Origin of the sequence: Prevotella melaninogenica, from assembly GCF_018127925.1 — a bacterium.
Classification (GTDB): Bacteria; Bacteroidota; Bacteroidia; order Bacteroidales; family Bacteroidaceae; genus Prevotella; species Prevotella melaninogenica_C.
In genome coordinates, this window is record NZ_CP072347.1 from 953922 (window position 1) to 972225 (window position 18304).

General features: G+C 38.9%; 16 protein-coding genes and 1 pseudogene. 2 read left to right on the top strand and 15 right to left on the bottom strand.

Annotated elements, in window-relative coordinates; translation table 11 throughout:
• Positions 1–362 precede the first annotated feature (362 nt).
• Positions 363–1708 (top strand): annotated as a pseudogene (locus tag J4861_RS03540) (YihY/virulence factor BrkB family protein).
• 327 nt (positions 1709–2035) lie between these two features.
• On the opposite strand, the gene J4861_RS03545 reads toward J4861_RS03540, so the two are convergent.
• The 15 genes from J4861_RS03545 to pyrB form a co-directional block, all read right to left on the bottom strand.
• The gene (locus J4861_RS03545; RefSeq protein ID WP_428842164.1) at positions 2036–3019 is read right to left on the bottom strand and encodes an ISAon1 family transposase; all 984 of its coding nucleotides are present in this window, start codon (positions 3017–3019) and stop codon (positions 2036–2038) included.
• A 1-nt stretch (position 3020) separates the two neighbouring features.
• Positions 3021–3365 carry an ISAon1 family transposase N-terminal region protein gene (locus J4861_RS03550; protein WP_211813866.1) on the bottom strand — a complete coding sequence of 115 codons (345 nt, stop codon included), beginning with the start codon at positions 3363–3365 and terminating at the stop codon, positions 3021–3023.
• Between the two features lie 321 nt (positions 3366–3686).
• Positions 3687–5159 (bottom strand): glycoside hydrolase family 125 protein, encoded by a 1473-nt coding sequence (locus J4861_RS03555; protein WP_211815828.1) that lies wholly within the window; start codon positions 5157–5159, stop codon positions 3687–3689.
• Positions 5160–5175: 16 nt separating this feature from the next.
• Positions 5176–6273: a DegT/DnrJ/EryC1/StrS family aminotransferase gene (locus tag J4861_RS03560; RefSeq protein WP_211815829.1), complete on the bottom strand. Its 1098-nt coding sequence runs from the start codon at positions 6271–6273 to the stop codon at positions 5176–5178.
• A 46-nt stretch (positions 6274–6319) separates the two neighbouring features.
• Positions 6320–7279: a GNAT family N-acetyltransferase gene (locus tag J4861_RS03565; RefSeq protein WP_211815830.1), complete on the bottom strand. Its 960-nt coding sequence runs from the start codon at positions 7277–7279 to the stop codon at positions 6320–6322.
• 79 nt (positions 7280–7358) lie between these two features.
• On the bottom strand, positions 7359–7784 hold the full coding sequence (locus tag J4861_RS03570; RefSeq protein ID WP_211815831.1) for a sugar 3,4-ketoisomerase: 426 nt from the start codon (positions 7782–7784) through the stop codon (positions 7359–7361).
• Positions 7785–7811: 27 nt separating this feature from the next.
• The gene (purT, locus tag J4861_RS03575) at positions 7812–8993 is read right to left on the bottom strand and encodes a formate-dependent phosphoribosylglycinamide formyltransferase (RefSeq protein ID WP_211815832.1); all 1182 of its coding nucleotides are present in this window, start codon (positions 8991–8993) and stop codon (positions 7812–7814) included.
• Between the two features lie 102 nt (positions 8994–9095).
• On the bottom strand, positions 9096–10250 hold the full coding sequence (rfbB, locus tag J4861_RS03580) for a dTDP-glucose 4,6-dehydratase (RefSeq protein WP_211815833.1): 1155 nt from the start codon (positions 10248–10250) through the stop codon (positions 9096–9098).
• Positions 10251–10346: 96 nt separating this feature from the next.
• Positions 10347–10844: a metallophosphoesterase family protein gene (locus tag J4861_RS03585; protein ID WP_211815834.1), complete on the bottom strand. Its 498-nt coding sequence runs from the start codon at positions 10842–10844 to the stop codon at positions 10347–10349.
• Positions 10844–11464: a cytidylate kinase-like family protein gene (locus tag J4861_RS03590; RefSeq protein ID WP_036925089.1), complete on the bottom strand. Its 621-nt coding sequence runs from the start codon at positions 11462–11464 to the stop codon at positions 10844–10846. The genes J4861_RS03585 and J4861_RS03590 overlap by 1 nt, the downstream gene beginning before the upstream one ends.
• 15 nt (positions 11465–11479) lie before the next feature.
• Complete coding sequence (locus J4861_RS03595; protein WP_211815835.1) at positions 11480–12853, bottom strand: MATE family efflux transporter; 1374 nt, start codon at positions 12851–12853, stop codon at positions 11480–11482.
• Positions 12854–13281: 428 nt separating this feature from the next.
• Positions 13282–13737, bottom strand: coding sequence for an aspartate carbamoyltransferase regulatory subunit (gene pyrI / locus J4861_RS03600; RefSeq protein ID WP_013265703.1), 456 nt, complete (start codon positions 13735–13737; stop codon positions 13282–13284).
• 103 nt (positions 13738–13840) lie between these two features.
• Positions 13841–14260, bottom strand: coding sequence for a hypothetical protein (locus tag J4861_RS03605; protein ID WP_249110729.1), 420 nt, complete (start codon positions 14258–14260; stop codon positions 13841–13843).
• Positions 14261–14307: 47 nt separating this feature from the next.
• On the bottom strand, positions 14308–14724 hold the full coding sequence (locus J4861_RS03610) for a BACON domain-containing protein (RefSeq protein WP_211815837.1): 417 nt from the start codon (positions 14722–14724) through the stop codon (positions 14308–14310).
• A gap of 22 nt (positions 14725–14746) precedes the next feature.
• The gene (pyrB, locus tag J4861_RS03615) at positions 14747–15694 is read right to left on the bottom strand and encodes an aspartate carbamoyltransferase (protein WP_204865506.1); all 948 of its coding nucleotides are present in this window, start codon (positions 15692–15694) and stop codon (positions 14747–14749) included.
• 163 nt (positions 15695–15857) lie between these two features.
• Between pyrB and J4861_RS03620 the strand changes: the two genes are divergently transcribed.
• Complete coding sequence (locus tag J4861_RS03620) at positions 15858–18161, top strand: transglycosylase domain-containing protein (protein ID WP_211815838.1); 2304 nt, start codon at positions 15858–15860, stop codon at positions 18159–18161.
• The last annotated feature ends 143 nt before the right edge of the window (positions 18162–18304 follow it).

The window sequence follows — 18304 nt, forward strand, 5'->3', positions numbered from 1 at the left end:
TAATATGGAGCTTTGCAACTAACAGATTATCAGTTAATTATAAAAGTGCTTGGTAATAGGTGCTTAATTAGCCTTCAAAAGGGCGTTAACAGCATCGCAAAAGGGCGTCTTTTGGATGCCAATTAAGCCTTAATTGGAATGCAATTAAGCCTTGTTTAAAAATAAGGATATGAATTTTTATTACAGAACGAGGTCTTTTAGCTTTAAAAGATGATGTAAAGAAGTAACTAAAAGTAGACTTATTGTTTTGGATGAATCTCGTTAGTATTATTATAATAAATAGGTGTAATTGTTGCTAATTTCGCTTTTTTTTATTAAGTTTGCATAATAACTCCTACTTTTTTCTGAAATAAGAAACCATAATGAAGATTGATATAAAGAGCATCAAGTACTTCTTAACTGTTGGTATGTTCATGAAAACTGAGCATAGCTCAAAACATAGAAACATGTTAATTAAACAGCTTCAGAAGTTTTATCTTGCTGTCAAATTCTTTTTTGTACGTGATCATGCTGCTGCTACGGCACAACTTTCGTTCTCTACGATAATGGCAATTGTGCCAATAGCATCTATGATTTTTGCTATTGCAAATGGCTTTGGTTTTGGGCAGTTCCTCGAAAAACAGTTTCGTGAAATGTTGTCTGCACAACCCGAAGCGGCTACTTGGCTGTTAAAGCTTACGCAGTCTTACCTTGTTCATGCTAAGACAGGACTCTTTATTGGAATAGGACTGATGATAATGCTTTATAGTGTTTTCTCTCTGATTAGAACGGTAGAGACTGCTTTTGATAATATATGGCAGGTTAAGGATAGTCGCCCTATTAGTAGGATAGTCATAGATTATACGGCTTTAATGTTTCTCGTACCTATTAGCATTATCATTCTTTCAGGACTTAGCATCTATTTCTATAGCTTTGTAGAGAATCTAAATGGTTTGCGTTTTCTCGGAACTATTGCGAGCTTTTCACTTCGTTATCTTGTGCCATGGGCTATCCTTACCCTTATGTTCATTGTGCTTTATGTTTTCATGCCCAATGCGAAAGTAAAGATTACGAAGACAGTTGCTCCTGCGATGATAGCCAGTATCGCTATGCTTTGCTTACAAGCGGTTTATATACATGGACAGATTTTTCTTACAAGTTATAATGCCATTTATGGTTCGTTTGCAGCACTTCCACTATTTATGTTGTGGATACTTGCATCGTGGTATATCTGTCTATTCTGTGCAGAACTCTGTTATTTTAATCAAAATTTAGAGTACTATGAGTGTCTGATAGATACAGAAGATATATGTCATAATGACCTTTTAATACTGTGTGCGACTGTATTGAGCCATATCTGTCAACGTTTTGCAAATGACCAAAAGCCTCAGACTGCATTACAAATAAAGTATGAAACGCATATTCCTATTCGTGTGATGACGGATATTCTCTATAGATTAAAAGAGGTCAATCTCATCTCGGAGAACTTTTCACCTACTTCTGATGAAGTAACTTATACGCCTACGCACGATACAAATAACATAACTGTAGGTGAAATGATTGCTCGTTTAGAATCTACTCCAGCATCGGATTTTGCCCTTTTAGGTTTCTCTCCTAAAAAGCATGGAACCATGACATATATAATAGGGTGGGAAGTATACGCGAGGCTTATCTTTGTGAGTTGAAATCAATCAATATTAAAGAACTAATAAGTTATTCAGAGAATTAAAGGATTATTTTAGATTTAGTGGTATACTTCGTTGATTGTTTTTTAAGAAGGATAATATTGTAACACTAAACCATCTGATATTCTCTTCCAAACGAATATGATAACATAATAAAAGAGCCAGTTCTGCAATAGAAAACTGGCTCTTTTATCGTACTATAAAATCTTGTTTTATCTATGAAGTATGATTTTTGTTACAACTCCTAAATGATGCTTCGCTTTTAGAAGCTAACAAAAGTATCATCTTCTATACTTAATGAGGTTTTTCAAGACTTTGTCATTTCGATTTGTTAAGGGTCAGTCCTAAAACCCAGTTGCAAGCCTATCCTCTTAAGCACACAATTTCATAAGCCTATATAAAAAGAAAGGAATATCTGTGACTCCTCTGAACTGTGCCCTGAATGCCTTAACCTTAGCATTGAATGACTCGGCATTTGCATTCGTAGCTCTGTTTACAAAGAAATTGAGTATGGTTTGATAATGATTTTCAAACGTGTCAATCACTGTGTAGAAATTGTCCACTCCCAGCTCTTCAACCTCATTAAACCATTTTGCCAGCTTCAGCCTTGCAGCATCCTTGATGCTCTTGATGTTATAAATATCGGTAAGTTTCATAGCCAAGTCATATGCCTTTTTCAGTGTCGGATAATGTTCAAAGATGATTTGTGCCCTACCTTTCTGTGTTTCAGTCCACTTGGTCTTGTGCTTGGTCAATATGAACTTTGCTCTGGCGAGCAACTGCTTACGCGTGTCACCATTGCTGTATCTAAATGGTATATATTCCTTTCCCTTACTTTTAGCTTCTTTTATCTCCTCATTCTCTTTATCTCTTGCCATCCATCGGTAAGCGATACGCATGTCATCCAGAGCATCATAATATAGTTTCTGTACATGAAATCTGTCATTGGTAATAAGTGCTTTGGGAAAAACAGAGCGGGCTATACGCATCATAGAAGATGATAAATCGAGTGTTATCTCTTTGACAGTCTCCCGTTTAGAAAGGTTTATCGTCTTGAGAATTTGGATGACGTCCTCAGCCTTGGTCCCTTTAACCACAGCTACCAAAGTCCCTTTTCTGCCCTTTCCCGCCTTGTTGGTCAGAAAAGTATAAACCTCGCCACTACTTAGACAGGTCTCATCAATACTTAGATTCTCTCCTATGTTGTCTTCAAACAATAGCCAGTCTTGAGCATGATCTAACTGATCCCAGCTACGATAATCACTGAGATGTTCCTTGTACTGTGTGGATAACAGCTTGCCATTTACGCCATAGTGAGCACCGATACTTGCGATGCTCTCTGCAGTGGACTCAATTCTATTCTTTTAAAAAAGAAACGAACTCGGGGGATAGTTTACTGCCCTCAGCCGTCAAATCATCATATGAATAAGTAAATATCTCTCCGTTGGAACTGTCACGCCATTTGCGACGGCGAACATGGAGGTAAACTGCTTTGCCACGAAGGGGGAAGTCCTGAATAACACGCTCGCTGGTAAAACCATAACTGCTTACGGTGCCTAACTTATGGTCTGACTTTTCCATAAAATTACGCTCGTCAAGCCAAAAATCAAACTGAGAAACACTCTCTTGAATATCGACCACATCAAAGTAGTCGGCAAGTACATCTGGAAAGATGCAACGTAATAATTGGTGACTCTTCATGATGCAAAGGTAATAAATACTTATGAAATTATGTGCTTAAGAGGGTAGACTTGCAACTGGGTTTTAGGACTGACCCTTTGTTAAGACAATAAGGTCATAGTATATTAAAAATAAAAAGTCCCAAACTGTTGGTCTGGGACTGAAAGATTACTTGTCTCACGACAACTAATCTTCTAACCTTAATAATCTAATACCATGAAAAACACGTTGCAAAGATATCTAAATCTTGTTATATTTCCAAATATACAATGTTAAATAAGATAAATATTAAGATTTATCTTCTAACTTTTGAAATATCTCTACAATTGTGGCTTTACGGGTCTATTTTATACTATTGAGCAAACCAAGTTTGCCATCGTTTACTAACTTAACGATGAGTTCACCAAATAAAGTATTTTGCCATGCAAACCACTCACGTGTAAATTTGTTAGCATCATCCTTATAAAAACTCTCGTGGATAAAGCCTGTTCCGGCATCAGTATTCATTAACATTTCAATGCACTGTCGAATTTCCTTATCATCTTTTGATGTGAAAGCCCGCATCATGATAGACATTGGCCATATCATATCGTTACCAATATGTGGACCACCAATGCCTTCGCCAGCCTTACCACGATGGAAATAAGGATTATCCTCACTCCATACATAACGGCGAGTGTTCTGATAGATTGGGTCGTCTACGCTTACATCACCAAGATATGGCATAGCTAACAGACTTGGTACGTTGGCATCATCCATTAAGAAGTAGCTGCCAAAGCCATCTACTTCATAAGCATATATCTTACCATATTTAGGATGTTCGTATACAGCATACTTCTGTAAAGCATCATTTACCTCATTAGCAAGGTCGGTACATTGAGTAGCAAGAACAGTATTCTTATTTACCTTGGTTAAAATCTCTGCTGCTTTGCGAAGAGAAGATACTGCCATAAAGTTTGATGGAACAAGAAATTGTAGAGTCGTCGCATCGTCTGAAGGGCGAAAGGCAGAAGCAATCAGTCCTACAGGCTTAACAGGTGCACCCCAACCTGCATTGTTCATTGTGTCAAGTGCACGGTCGGTAACACGTAAGAACTTATAGGTTCCTCTGCCGTCTTTCTTCTGCTGCTCATGGAAAGTATTTAGAATGTTCTCTACTGCCTTAACCCATTCTGGACCAAAAACACTTTTGTCGCCTGTTACTTTCCAATATTCATATGCAAGGCGGATAGGGTAACAGAGTGAGTCAATCTCAAACTTACGTTCGTGTAACTCCGGTTTCATATCCGTTTCATCGGTCATCCAACGGCCATTTGGGTCTGGCTTATGATTGAATGCATTAGCATATGGATCGATGTTGATACATTTAAATTGGCGATTAATAACACCAGCTAACATCTTCTTCAGTTTCTTATCCTTTCCTGCTAATTGTACGTATGGCCACACTTGTGCGCCTGAATCGCGAAGCCACATAGCAGGAATGTCACCAGTATAAACGTAAGTGTCAGGTGTTCCATCAGCTTCCTCACCATAGTGAACAGTAGTATCGAGTGTGTTTGGGAAGCAATTCTCAAACATCCATGCCAAACGTTTATTGGTTAACTTCTTTATAATATTCTGTATTTCCTTCTCAACAGCTTCTGAGCGGAAAAGTCTTTCTGTTTCTTTAGGACGTTTCGAGATGAAAGTCACTGCATCTGCTGGACAGGTGAGTTGGTTTGCCGGTACCTTATTAATATTGTCAGCATTGATTGGTTGCGCCTGTAATGCCATTAGCGCAACGAATGTTGATGTGATATAGGTTATCTTTCTCATACGTTATGATTTAGTTTTATTGATACATATTGATGCTGTCAATAATCTGATAAACTTCTTCATCAGTCATTGTCGGATTGCAAGGGAGGGAGAGTTCTTGGTGATGGATGAACTCTGTAATAGGATAATGTTGCTTGTTCCATTCCTTATAAGCCTCTTGCTGATGTGGTGGAATGGGGTAGTGTATCATCGTTTCAATACCATTATCTTTGAGATATTGTTGCAAACGATTACGAGATGGACAGAGAATAGGGAATATGTGATAAACATTATCTCTGTCATTATCCTTTATCAATGTTATTTGTGGGTTGTTAATGCCCTCTAAGTATGCTTTAGCAATCTGCTTTCTACGTTGGTTTTCTTTATCGAGATAGGTGAGTTTTACATTGAGAACGGCAGCTTGAATTTCATCCATACGGCTATTCTTTCCCTTGAAGGAAAACTCATATTTGCGTGTAGATCCATAGTTGGCAAGGCTACGAATAGTCTGTGCCAACTGTTCATTATCGGTTGTTACAGCTCCAGCATCACCTAAGGCACCAAGATTCTTGCCTGGATAAAAACTATGTGCGGCTGCATTTCCAAGGCTTCCTGTACGTTTGTTACCAAAGTGACAGCCGTGCGCTTGCGCATTATCTTCAAGCAGTAAGAGGTTATGGTGTTTACAAATGTCGCCAATGAAAGGCATATAGGCACATCTTCCATAAAGGTGTACAAGCATAATGGCACGTGTACGAGAGGTGATAGCTTGTTCAATCTGTTTCTCATCTATCTCTAAGGTGTTGATATCGGGTTCAACAAGGATAGGGGTAAGGTGGTTTTCGGTGATGGAAAGGATAGTTGCTATATATGTATTGGCAGGAACTATAACCTCATCACCTTCTTTTAGAAGTCCTAACTCTATATAGGCACGGAAGATAAGACAGAGTGCATCAAGCCCATTACCACATGTTACACAGTACTTTGTACCAATGTATTGTGCATAATTATTTTCAAATAAAGCTATATGCTCCCCCTGCAGATACCAGCCAGAACGTAGTACCTGATTAACAGCTGTAGTAATCTCTGATTCATGTAATGCTGTTATTTTTTGAAGTGAGAGATAGTTTATCATGTTTATTCTTTAATGAAGTAGGTTGAGTATGGTCGGAATCTTAATATTACTCTATGATAGTATCTGTTTCCCACTCATAACAGTCATAGCATACACCTCGTCCTCCAAAGCCTTCTTTTTGGAAAATAAGCGTTGTGTTTAGAATCTTTCCTTCCTCTTCTGTGCTTTTACCAAAGTCAAAGAAGCCCTTATGATTGGCATATTCATTATTAAGAATATAGTCAAAGAGAAGATCGATAGCCCCAAGCCTTTTCCCTTCTGGAGATGCTGAGATATACTGAGAATGAACGACTCGTGGCATTTCGTAGATGATAGTACCCCCAATAGCTATCCCTTTGTCGTTGTATGCCATGAATAGTCTAATCGAGTTAGGGAACCGACTGTGGAGTAAAGTTAACTCTTCAAGGGAGTGTACAGGGTGAGTTGCATACTTATTGGTGAGGTTCTTATCGAGAATATCCCAAAAAGTTGCAAGGTCTTGACTCTCTCGAACTGTCACACCAGCACGTTTGGCCTTCCTAACTCCACTTCGACGACTCTCATTGAACTTTATACGTGAATCGAAAGGAATAGTACTTGATATGTCACGAGCCGTTAGTTGTGCATGACAAATAAATGTTAGTGCATAGAGATCTTCCTCGGCAGGATAACAATGGTATATCCATGGCGTAGGTTTATAGATAACTCTTTGTACTCCAGAATGGTTAAGATATTCATTAATCTTTATGAATACTTCGCAAATCTCTGCTGTAGTAGCCTGTTTCTTTGTTATAAGTCCACCGTAAGTTAATCCTTGATGAGAGTAAAGTGTGTCGCCTAAACGATTAGCAGGTAAGAGTGCATAGAGCTGTCCTTTTCGATAAATCATCAGCGAAGTATCCTGAAATCTATCGGCATGATAATCCATATAAGAACGATTGAAGAGGAATGTTCCTTGTCGTGAATCCTCAATAAACCCGTTCCACGCTTGTGCTTGTTCTTGCGTGTATTGCTTTACTTCAAACATTATATTTTAGGATTGCATAAAAGAAGATAGTCTGAAGGGTCTTCTTTTATCCTTTTATATCTAATCTATGGTTTTACTTTTATCCTTTCTTAGAACACTTATAGTTAAGAAACTCTGTGTATTCACGGATATAATCATTCTCTTCAAAAGAATCTTCTGCCAAAACAAGGCATACGGCTCCTGATGAAAAATCATCGAGTGTACGCCATGTATCAGTCTCAACTAAGAGTCCTTGATAAGGATGATTCAAGAGAAAAGATTGCTTATCACGTCCATTATCGAGGGTAACCGTGAAGGAACCGCTAACAGCAATGATGAATTCTCGGCAATGTTTATGGGCATGACCACCACGGCAAGCACCTAAAGGTACATCGTATGTCCAATAAACACGAGAAATGTTGAAAGGAATATCCTTCATTCCCTCAGCAATAGAGAGGTTACCACGTGGGTCCACCATCTTTTGTAAGGAGATAATCTTTCCTATTGAAGCTTCTGTTTTTTCCATTCTTACAGCCTTTAGACTATTCAGTCTTTATTTCTTCATATAGGGATCTGTACCCAACACGGTTGCTGCGACACGCTTAGTCTTATCACGAAGTGCATCCATATCTGTTCCTACTTCTCCATAACAGAGTGCTACACCCATACGACGACCCACGTGAGCAATTGGTTTACCGAAGATACGTAAGCGTGTTCTATCTTCGTTGCAAGCATCTAATAGGTTGTATGATAAAGGTTTGTCAGTCTCAATAGGAGAAAGAATTACAGCAGAACAACCTGCATGTTCAAGGTGGATAGCAGGGATTGGGAGTCCCATTACAGCACGGAAATGAAGTTCAAATTCGCTGAAGTTAGTCGTATGTGTCAATGTGACCATACCTGTATCATGTGGACGAGGTGATAATTCTGAGAAGATTACTTCTCCCTTCTTTGTTAAGAAGAACTCGACTCCCCAGATACCATATCCGGTTAGTGCGCGTGTTACTTCATTGGCAATATGTTCTGCCTGTCGTAATGATTCTTCAGAGATAGTGTATGGTTGCCAGCTTTCACGATAATCACCACCTTTCTGTATGTGTCCAATAGGTGGACAGAAGAGGGTAGGACCATTCTTCTGTGTCACTGTAAGTAGCGTAAACTCACTTTCAAACTCAATAAACTCTTCAATAATAACTTCTTTTACATCGCCACGTGCGCCATCCATAGCATTATGAAAAGCTTCTTCAAGTTCTTCATCATTGTGAACATAGCTCTGACCGTGTCCACTTGAACTCATTAAAGGCTTAACAACACATGGGAAACCAATCTCGTCAGCTGCAGCTTTGAACTCATCATATGTCTTTGCATAGAAGTATTTGGCTGTTCTTAAACCCAAGTCACGTGCTGCAAGGTCGCGTATGGCACGACGATTCATGGTGAAATTTACTGCGCGTGCTGATGGAGCAACTTGTATTCCACGTTCTTCATAATCAAACAAACGTTCAGTTCTGATTGCTTCAATCTCAGGAATAATCAAGTCTGGTTTGTGCTTATCTACAATAGCATCAAGGGCTGTACCATCAAGCATATCTATTACTTCAGACTCATCAGCTACCTGCATGGCTGGTGCATTCTCATAACTATCGCAAGCAATGACATATTGTCCAGCGCGTTTAGCTGCTATAACGAACTCTTTGCCCAGTTCGCCTGAGCCTAATAACAAGATTTTTTTCATTTGAAGATGTGTTGTCTATCTTTTGTTTGTGAGAAGGTTTTACACCCTCGCCGTATAATGAAGAGTTAGACGAGGGTGTGAGATTATATTTTAGTAGATTTATTATCTTCCTTTTTTTGTGTACATCATGTCATAGTACTTTTGGTAATCTCCAGAAGTAACCTCTTGAATCCAGTCTTGATGCTCTAAGTTCCAACGGATAGTTTTTACAATACCGTCAGCAAACATTGTTTCAGGATACCAACCTAACTCATTCTTTATCTTTGTTGGATCAATGGCATAACGTGCATCATGACCAAGACGGTCTGGAACATGTGTGATTAACTCTTCATTAATCCAGCTGATATCAATGTCACCATTTGAGTCTTTGACCTGCTTCTTGAGGATAGTACGGAGGTTCTTATCCTCTGCCATCATGTCATGGATAGTCTTTATTGTGAGTTTAACGATGTCGATATTCTTCATTTCATTATGTCCACCAACATTGTAAACTTCACCTACACGACCTTCACGTACAACCATATCAATAGCCTTACAATGATCCTCTACATAAAGCCAGTCGCGTACATTCAAACCCTCACCATATACTGGGAGTTTCTTTCCCTCGAGGATATTATTGATAATTAATGGAATCAATTTCTCTGGGAAGTGGTAAGGACCATAGTTGTTTGAACAACGTGTAATACTGATAGGCATATGATAAGTGTCGTGATAAGCCATTACAAAATGGTCAGCACTTGTCTTGCTGGCAGAATATGGGCTATGTGGGCAGAGTGGAGTCTCCTCTGTAAAGTAGCCTTCTGCTCCCAATGAACCATACACCTCGTCTGTTGATACCTGATGATAACGCTTGCCTTCCTTCCATGTAGGATAACCCTGCTCGTCCTTACCTGTCACCCATGCACGACGTGCAGCATCCATAAGGTTCTGTGTACCAAGAATGTTTACAGAAAGAAACAACTGTGGGTCTTCAATTGAACGGTCAACATGACTTTCAGCTGCAAAGTTTACGAGATAGTCAATGTCATATTTTGCAAAGAGTTGGTCTACAAGCTCACGATCGCGGATGTCACCCTTTACAAAGATGCAACGCTTATCGTCGATATCATCTTTAATAGTACCGAGGTTACCTGCGTATGTAAGTGCATCGAGGACAATAACCTTAATATCTTCATTCACATACTTCTTATGAAGTAAATACTTAATGTAGTTTGCTCCGATAAAACCGGCAGCACCAGTTACTAAATAAGTTTTCATATCTGTGTTATTTAACATGTTTGTTATTCTTTTGGGTAAGTTTTAATAGTCTTTGATTGTAATCGAATCTTAATATAGTTCTTTTACAATTCAAATTTATTTATTTCCTAATGTTATAACCTCGCAATCAGTAAATTTATCACCTTCGATGGTTAATCTCACTAAAGTTCTTTCTTTATGCCATCCGCGAAGACCAGCTGCACCAGGATTGATATGAAGTAGGTTTAGTGTCTTGTCGAATTGTATTTTGAGGATATGTGAATGTCCATCAACAAAAAGGTTGGGTGGAGAAGCATAGAGCATACTCTGTACTGAACGGTCATAACGTCCAGGATAACCTCCAATATGTTTAAGTAGCACGTCAACATCCTCGCACTTAAAGCGCAGAATTTCCCGATATCGGTTGTGCATAGTGTAATCATCTATATTCCCACATACAGCGCGAAAGATGGGTTTCATTGACTCAAACTTATCTGCAACTTCTAATGATCCTATATCACCAGCATGCCAAATCTCATCACATTCCCCAAGATAGTATTTGTATTTATCATCCCAGTAGCCATGAGTATCAGAGATTATACCAATTCGTTTCATTAAAGACTTTTCCTTTTGATAAAATCTGCTATCAGATCCTTTGTTTTTTCTAAGCCAAGTATACTTGCATCAATGCAAAGGTCATAACTTTCAGCATGCCCCCAAACCTTTGTTGTGTAATAGTTATAGTATTTGGCACGCTCGCTTTCTCCATTTTCAATAAACTTACGAGCTTCTTCTTTAGAGCATCCACGTCGCTCACATACATTAGCAATACGAGTGTCCATTGATGCTGTTATAAAGATATTGATGGTGTTTGGATTATCACGTAATACGTAATCTGCTGTTCTACCAACAAACACACAGCGTGGGTTCTGCTTTGCTACTTCACGAATGGCATCGCTTTGGAACTGATAAAGACTTTCTTGTGAAAAATTACTCTTATAAAAGTCATTGTCACCTAAGAGAGGAAGGTGTATATGAAAGTGCCCTTTCATAAATCCTTTTTGCTCGTCGTTTTGCTCAAAGAACTTCTCTGAAAACCCACTTTCCTTAGCTGCAATGTTAAGAATCTCTCGGTCATAGTATTGGCAATCGAATTCTTCAGCAAGCATCTTGGCGATAATATGACCACCACTGCCTATCTGACGACCAACGTTTATGATTAGTTCCTTTTCCATATTTAGATTCTTTATTTATGAATTTAAGTTTTGATTGTTCACACTTTGTCTTTTCAACCGACGCATATAAGCCATCATAATGATAGCTGCAACTAATGATGCCAAGAAGTCACTTGAAGGCAATGATGCCCAAACACCATTTAAGTTGAAGAAATGTGGTAGGATTACAAGTAGTGGAATTAAGAATAGTAATTGGCGAGATAGGGATAAGAAAATGCTTATCTTTACTTTACCAATACACTGAAAGAAGTTTGTTACAACCATCTGAAATCCCACGACAGGATACATCATCATGTTTATTTGAATAGCCTTAATTGCTTGGCGAATTAATTCTGGGTCCTTTGTGAACATACGTGCACAGTAATATGGAGCTAAATGGGCAATTAGCCAACCTGTAACCATTATCCCTGTTGCAGCAAAGATAGTAAGTTTCAATACACGCATAAGCCTATCAGTCTGCTGTGAACCATAGTTATATCCTGCAATAGGCTGCATACCTTGGTCTAATCCGATGACAAACATTACAAAAATCATAGCCACACTATAAGCTATGCCGAATGCTCCAACAGCCATATCACCACCGTATCTGACAAGTTGATTATTCATAAAGATAACCACAATACAAGCACAAACATTCATCAAGAATGGAGAAATACCAATAGAGATGATGTTTTCTACCAAATGTCTTTTAAGACGATAGATCCCCCGCTTTAGATGTAATATCTCATCTTTGTTAGTAAACTGCTTCATCTGCCAGCAAAGAGCTAATGCTTGTGATAAAACAGTTGCGAAAGCTGCACCACGAATTCCCCATCCCCAAAGTCTGATAAAGATAAAGTCTAAAACTATATTCATCAAGACTGTGAAAATCGTAGCCATCATTGCCTGTCGAGGTTTTGATGCTGCACGAAGTACTGCATTCATTCCAAAGTACATGTGAGAGATGATATTTCCCGCCAAAATAACCTCCATAAAACTGTGGGCATAGGGGATTGTAGCATCACTTGCACCAAAGAATCGTAAGATGGGGTCAAGAAAGATAAGGCAGATAATACCAAATGCACTTCCTATAATCAGATTAAGCGTTACTGTATTACCAAGTATATTCTCTGCTGTGTCATAGTCACGCTGACCTAATTTCACACTGATAGACGTAGAGGCTCCTATTCCTACTGCTGCACCAAAGGCTACACCAAGGTTGATAAAAGGGAAAGTAATAGCTAAACCAGATATAGCCATTGGTCCTACGATCTGACCAATGAATATTCGGTCTACTATGTTATAGAGTGAGGCTGCTATCATAGCAATAATTGCTGGGAACGCATATTGTGCCAACAATTTACCAACAGGTTTTGTGCCTAACTCTAAAGTTGCATTCTTATTATCCATCAAGATTCTATTACTTGTCTACGAATGAATGGAATTCCTCCTTATACTATGCTTGCAAATGTACGAAAAAAAAATGAGAAAACCTATTTGTTATGCAATGATTTGTAGGTTAATAAAACGTGTAACAGTATTCACTTAGTACTTATACTAAGTTAGTCTTAATTTATCTTCATAAGGAGAAATATTTATTTTCATGAAAAAAAATATTTCTGTTCACGTAAATAAATATTTTTTTTCATGAAAATAATTTGGAAGAGAGCGTATTTGAGGAGAACAAACAAGTCTATAACTTATAAAATATATGGTTATAATAAACTTTAATTATACCAATTAAATTACTAATATATAGTTGTTTAACTTATCAATCCGTCTCCCTCGAAACAAGCAACTTGTCTACTTGTAAACCTGTTTACTCACCAACTTGCAACCTATACAAGTTCAACCTTCTCCATTTCCTGCTCTTTGTCGCAGTAATGACATTTAAGAATACCATGCTCCTTATCGACAACATGGAAGATAGTATCCATTGGTTCATTATTAGTGATACACTTTGGGTTATTGCATCTTACAATGCTCCGAAGCTCATCCGGTGTCACAACCTTCTTCTTCTCTACCACTTCATAGTCATTAATGATGTTCAACACCACGTTCGGTGCCACGACCGACAAACGAGAAATTTCATCATCGGTAAAGAACTTATCGCTCACCTTGATGATTCCCTTTGTGCCTACCATCTTCGATGAGAAGTTGAAACCAATAGTGACAGGTGTGGAGAGCTTCTGGAGCTGTAATAGGTTCACAACCTGAAAAGTCTTCTCTGCTGGAATATGATCTATAACGGTGCCGCTCTCAATAGCAGCTACCAGACGTTCTTTCTTTGACATAATGATATGAGCCTCACTCCGTCTCCTTGATATGAAGGAATGCCTGACAGGGTATTTGTGGGCAGTTTTCTTTGTTCACTCATAGGCATTGTGAGTATGTATTTTATTTTTCTTGGGTGATTTTCACTCTATCTACGGCATCGTCTGCTCTTATCCCAAAGATTAGCTTACGTATTTTACCCGTGGTGTTGGGGGTGATGGTAATTGTGAGTGTATTGCCTGTTAATTCTGCTGTGAACCATTTTCCAACAATGCCAGTACTGATTACCTCTTCTCCATATATTACTGATGAATCATCAACAGTCTTTCTTGCAAATCGCAGAGTTTGGTAGTTGGTACATACCAACTTGTAGGTTCCTCCTTCAGCAGGAACTGTTATATTCCTTGGGTCACCAGTGTAGTCTGAAGTCCACTTAAAAGTTGTTCTGTGGATATCATCAATCGTATTCTTGCTACAACTGAATTGGGTGGTTAAAAGAACCAGCAACAATGTTGCAAATGTTACATTCTTAAGTTTATTCATGCTCATTAAATGGATATAGTTATATAGATATTATGAGTATATTGCATCTATTTCTGTGTTACTTCTACATGATCGAAGACGTCGCCAGCTGTCACAACGATAGATAGTTTACGTTCTTTACCAGTTGAGTTGGGCAGAAGAGTAATATAAAAAGTATTCTCTTTTGCTAATACATCGTACCAATCATATTTAATATGACGAAAATCTTGCTCTTTACTACCGGCATAGATGACAGTGTCAGCATCTGTCACGCTACTAATCCATGGTCCCCCATAGTTGGTACATTTTAATTGATAAGTTCCACCTTCTGCTGTAGCAGTAATCTTTCTCGGGTCTCCTGGGCGGTTCGAAGTCCACTTCATAGGATCCCAACGACCATCTTCAGAGTTTAGTTCGCAGCTGAATAGGGTGGTCAAAACTATCAGTAGCAAAGCGGCAAACGTACTCTTTTTTAATATACTCATAATCGTAAAAATGATAAAGTTATTATTCCAAAATTGTCTTATCGTTTTTTACCTCCTCCATAGATATACCAAGACAATGACAGAAAATAGCTTCACGCGCAAAAAGACCATTGCGAGCCTGCTCTATGTAGTAAGCGTGTGGACTATCATCAACATCGTATGCAATCTCGTTCACACGTGGCAGCGGATGAAGAATCTTCATGTTTGGACGAGCCAATGAGAGCATATCACGACGAAGAATATAAACATTCTTTACACGTTCATATTCCATTAAGTCAGAGAAGCGTTCTTTCTGTACGCGTGTCATATAGATAATATCCGCGTTAGCAATCACTTCTGGCGTGAAATCCTCATGCTCTTCGAAGTGGATGTTATGTTCACGACAATATACCTTATACTCCTCTGGCATAGCAAGTTCCTTTGGCGCGATAAAGTGAAACGTTGGGTTGAAATGGCGCATAGCCATAAGAAGAGAATGAACCGTTCTGCCGTATTTAAGATCACCAACAAGGTAGATGTTTAAGTTCTCTAATGTTCCTTGTGTCTGATTAATCGTATAAAGGTCAAGCAAGCATTGTGAAGGATGTTGATGTGCTCCGTCGCCAGCATTAATGATAGGTACTGGAGCCACTTCAGAAGCATATTGTGCTGCACCTTCTATGTAATGTCGCATAACAATTGCATCGGCATAATTAGAGACCATGAGGATGGTGTCTTTAAGTGTTTCACCCTTGCTGACACTTGAAACCTTTGCATCGGTAAAGCCAATAACACGTGCACCGAGTCGGTTAGCCGCTGTTTCAAAACTAAGTCGGGTACGTGTAGAAGGCTCATAGAAGAGTGTTGCGATAACCTTACCTTTAAGTAGCTCACGGTTTGGATGTTTCTCAAACTCTTGAGCCATTTCAATAAGATAGAGTAGTTGCTCACGATCTAACCCTTGGATATTCACAAAGTTATGCTTTTCCATATTTGTTTTGTGATGTTTTAGTTCTTTTCTGTTGGTAAAGGTACATTATTATTTTCTAATCAACGAACTATAGAAAGGGAAATATCCACCTATAACAAAAAAATATCTATTTATTTTGCTTATCCATTGATTTACATTATCTTTGCATAATATTTTCACAATTATGAGAAGACACTTTGTACATTTCCTCTGGGGGTCACTTCTTGCCATCTTGGGCTTGGTCTTCGTATTCTTCATCTCTGTATGGAACGGATGGGTAGGGTACATGCCTGATATGGATGAATTGTCTAACCCTATAGATAAGTTTGCTTCGCAAGTCTATTCTTCAGACCAGCAACTTATCGGTACTTGGAACGCGGATAACAATAATCGTGTGGCAATCGACTATAATGGACTGTCGCCACACCTTGTTCATGCCCTTGTTGCGACAGAAGATGAACGCTTCTATGAACATTCAGGTATTGACTTTATAGCCCTTGGACGTGCTGTTGTGAAGCGTGGTGTGATGGGACAGGCAAGTGCTGGAGGTGGTTCTACAATCACACAGCAGCTTGCTAAACAGCTTTTCTCTGAGAAGGCACACAGCACAGTAGAACGTCTTTTGCAGAAGCCTATTGAGTGGATTATTGCAGTGAAGTTGGAACGTTATTTCACGAAGGAAGAGATACTTGCTATGTATTTCAATTATTTTGATTTTCTTCATAATGCTGTTGGTATCAAGCGAGCTGCTAACGTCTATTTCAATAAGGAACCACGTAAGTTGACGGTGACTGAGTCTGCTATGTTAGTAGGACTTTGCAAGAACCCATCAATGTTCAATCCTCTTCGTCATCCAGAGCGTTGTTTGCAACGTCGCAACGTTGTTTTAATGCAGATGGTTAAGTCTGGCTATGTAACGAAAGATGAATATAAAGAATTGTCACAGCGTCCTTTAGGACTTCATTTTACGAAGTCAAAGCCAGTGAATGGCGCAGGTGACTATTTCCAAGCATTCCTTCGTCAATACATGATGGCAAAGAAACCGGAGCGTGAGAATTATCAGTCATGGCAGAATCGTCAGTTTGTTCTTGATTCAATTGCATGGGAGCAGGATCCACTTTATGGCTGGTGTAATAAGAATACGAAGCGTAATGGTGAGCCTTATGATGTGAATACTGATGGTTTACGTATCTACACGACAATTGATACACGTATGCAGCAGTATGCTGAAGAGTCTGTGCGTAAGCATGTAGGTGGATACTTACAGTCACAGTTCAATCAGGCTATGCATTATAAGAAGAATGCTCCATTCTCATCTAATATATCACGTCGTACGATTAAAGAGATATTGAATCGCTCCTGTCGCCAGACACTACGCTATCAGCGTTTGAAAGAGCAGGGAGCTAAACCTGATGAGATTAGACGTAGTTTCCGTACTCCACATGAGATGACACTCTTTACATACCATGGTGATATTGATACGGTGATGACGCCAATCGACTCAATACGTTACTATAAGTCATTCCTCCGTTCAGCCTTTGTTAGTATGGACCCACATACGGGCGCTGTTAAGGCTTATGTTGGTGGTATTGATTATCAACATTTCAAGTATGATGTTGTGATGGGTGGTCGTCGTCAAGTTGGTTCAACTATAAAACCATTCCTTTATGCACTTGCAATGCAGAATGGTATGACTCCTTGTACTCTTGCTCCAAACGTACAGCGCACTTATGGTGGATGGACTCCTCGCAATGGTTCACGTGCTCGTTATGGTCAAGAGGTCCCTTTGCGCTGGGCTTTACAACAGTCTAACAACTGGATTTCTGCATATTTGATTAATCTTCTCGGTCCGTCTCAGTTTGTAAATATTCTACATGACTTTGGATTGAACAATCCTGATATTGATAAGAATACAAGTCCGGTGTTATGTCTTGGACCTTGTGAGGCTTCTGTTGGTGAGATGGCAAGTGCCTATACAACTTTTGCTAATGGTGGTATTCGTTGTGCTCCACTCTTTGTAACAAAGATTGAAGATAGCCATGGTAACGTCATTGCTAAGTTCCAACCATTGATGACAGAGGTTATTTCAGAGGTAAGTTCTTATCAAATGATTGATATGTTGCGTGCTGTTATTCAAGGCGGTACAGGTAGTCGTTTGCGTTATGCTTATCACCTAACAGCTGATATTGGTGGAAAGACGGGTACAACAAATAATAACTCGGATGGTTGGTTTATGGGTATTACACCAGAACTTGTCAGCGGTTGCTGGGTAGGTGGTGAGGATCGTGATATCCACTTCGACCACACATCAATGGGTCAAGGTGCTACAACTGCCTTGCCTGTATGGGCTTACTTTATGCAGCGTGTTTATGCTGACAAACGGTTAGGATATAATCAAGGTACTAAGTTTGCTATTCCAGCTAAGTTTAATCCTTGTGAGACGGCTGACACTATCAATGTTAATGGTATACAAGAAGAGTACTTCTAAAGTGTAAATACATATTTTTTGACATTATTAAGATATAAGAGAATAGGGATACACAAATATGTATCCCTATTTTTGGAATATCATCTTAAATGATTACTGTTCGATAAAAATTGATAGCAACCTCTACATTCCTTTATTTATCT

Bases quoted from the DNA above. Each gene is read 5' to 3' on its own strand.
- J4861_RS03550 (WP_211813866.1), bottom strand. From the start codon at position 3,365: ATGAAGAGTCACCAATTATTACGTTGCATCTTTCCAGATGTACTTGCC.
- J4861_RS03555 (WP_211815828.1), bottom strand. From the start codon at position 5,159: ATGAGAAAGATAACCTATATCACATCAACATTCGTTGCGCTAATGGCA.
- J4861_RS03560 (WP_211815829.1), bottom strand. From the start codon at position 6,273: ATGATAAACTATCTCTCACTTCAAAAAATAACAGCATTACATGAATCA.
- J4861_RS03565 (WP_211815830.1), bottom strand. From the start codon at position 7,279: ATGTTTGAAGTAAAGCAATACACGCAAGAACAAGCACAAGCGTGGAAC.
- J4861_RS03570 (WP_211815831.1), bottom strand. From the start codon at position 7,784: ATGGAAAAAACAGAAGCTTCAATAGGAAAGATTATCTCCTTACAAAAG.
- purT (WP_211815832.1), bottom strand. From the start codon at position 8,993: ATGAAAAAAATCTTGTTATTAGGCTCAGGCGAACTGGGCAAAGAGTTC.
- rfbB (WP_211815833.1), bottom strand. From the start codon at position 10,250: ATGAAAACTTATTTAGTAACTGGTGCTGCCGGTTTTATCGGAGCAAAC.
- J4861_RS03585 (WP_211815834.1), bottom strand. From the start codon at position 10,844: ATGAAACGAATTGGTATAATCTCTGATACTCATGGCTACTGGGATGAT.
- J4861_RS03590 (WP_036925089.1), bottom strand. From the start codon at position 11,464: ATGGAAAAGGAACTAATCATAAACGTTGGTCGTCAGATAGGCAGTGGT.
- J4861_RS03595 (WP_211815835.1), bottom strand. From the start codon at position 12,853: ATGGATAATAAGAATGCAACTTTAGAGTTAGGCACAAAACCTGTTGGT.
- pyrI (WP_013265703.1), bottom strand. From the start codon at position 13,737: ATGTCAAAGAAAGAACGTCTGGTAGCTGCTATTGAGAGCGGCACCGTT.
- J4861_RS03605 (WP_249110729.1), bottom strand. From the start codon at position 14,260: ATGAATAAACTTAAGAATGTAACATTTGCAACATTGTTGCTGGTTCTT.
- J4861_RS03610 (WP_211815837.1), bottom strand. From the start codon at position 14,724: ATGAGTATATTAAAAAAGAGTACGTTTGCCGCTTTGCTACTGATAGTT.
- pyrB (WP_204865506.1), bottom strand. From the start codon at position 15,694: ATGGAAAAGCATAACTTTGTGAATATCCAAGGGTTAGATCGTGAGCAA.
- J4861_RS03620 (WP_211815838.1), top strand. From the start codon at position 15,858: ATGAGAAGACACTTTGTACATTTCCTCTGGGGGTCACTTCTTGCCATC.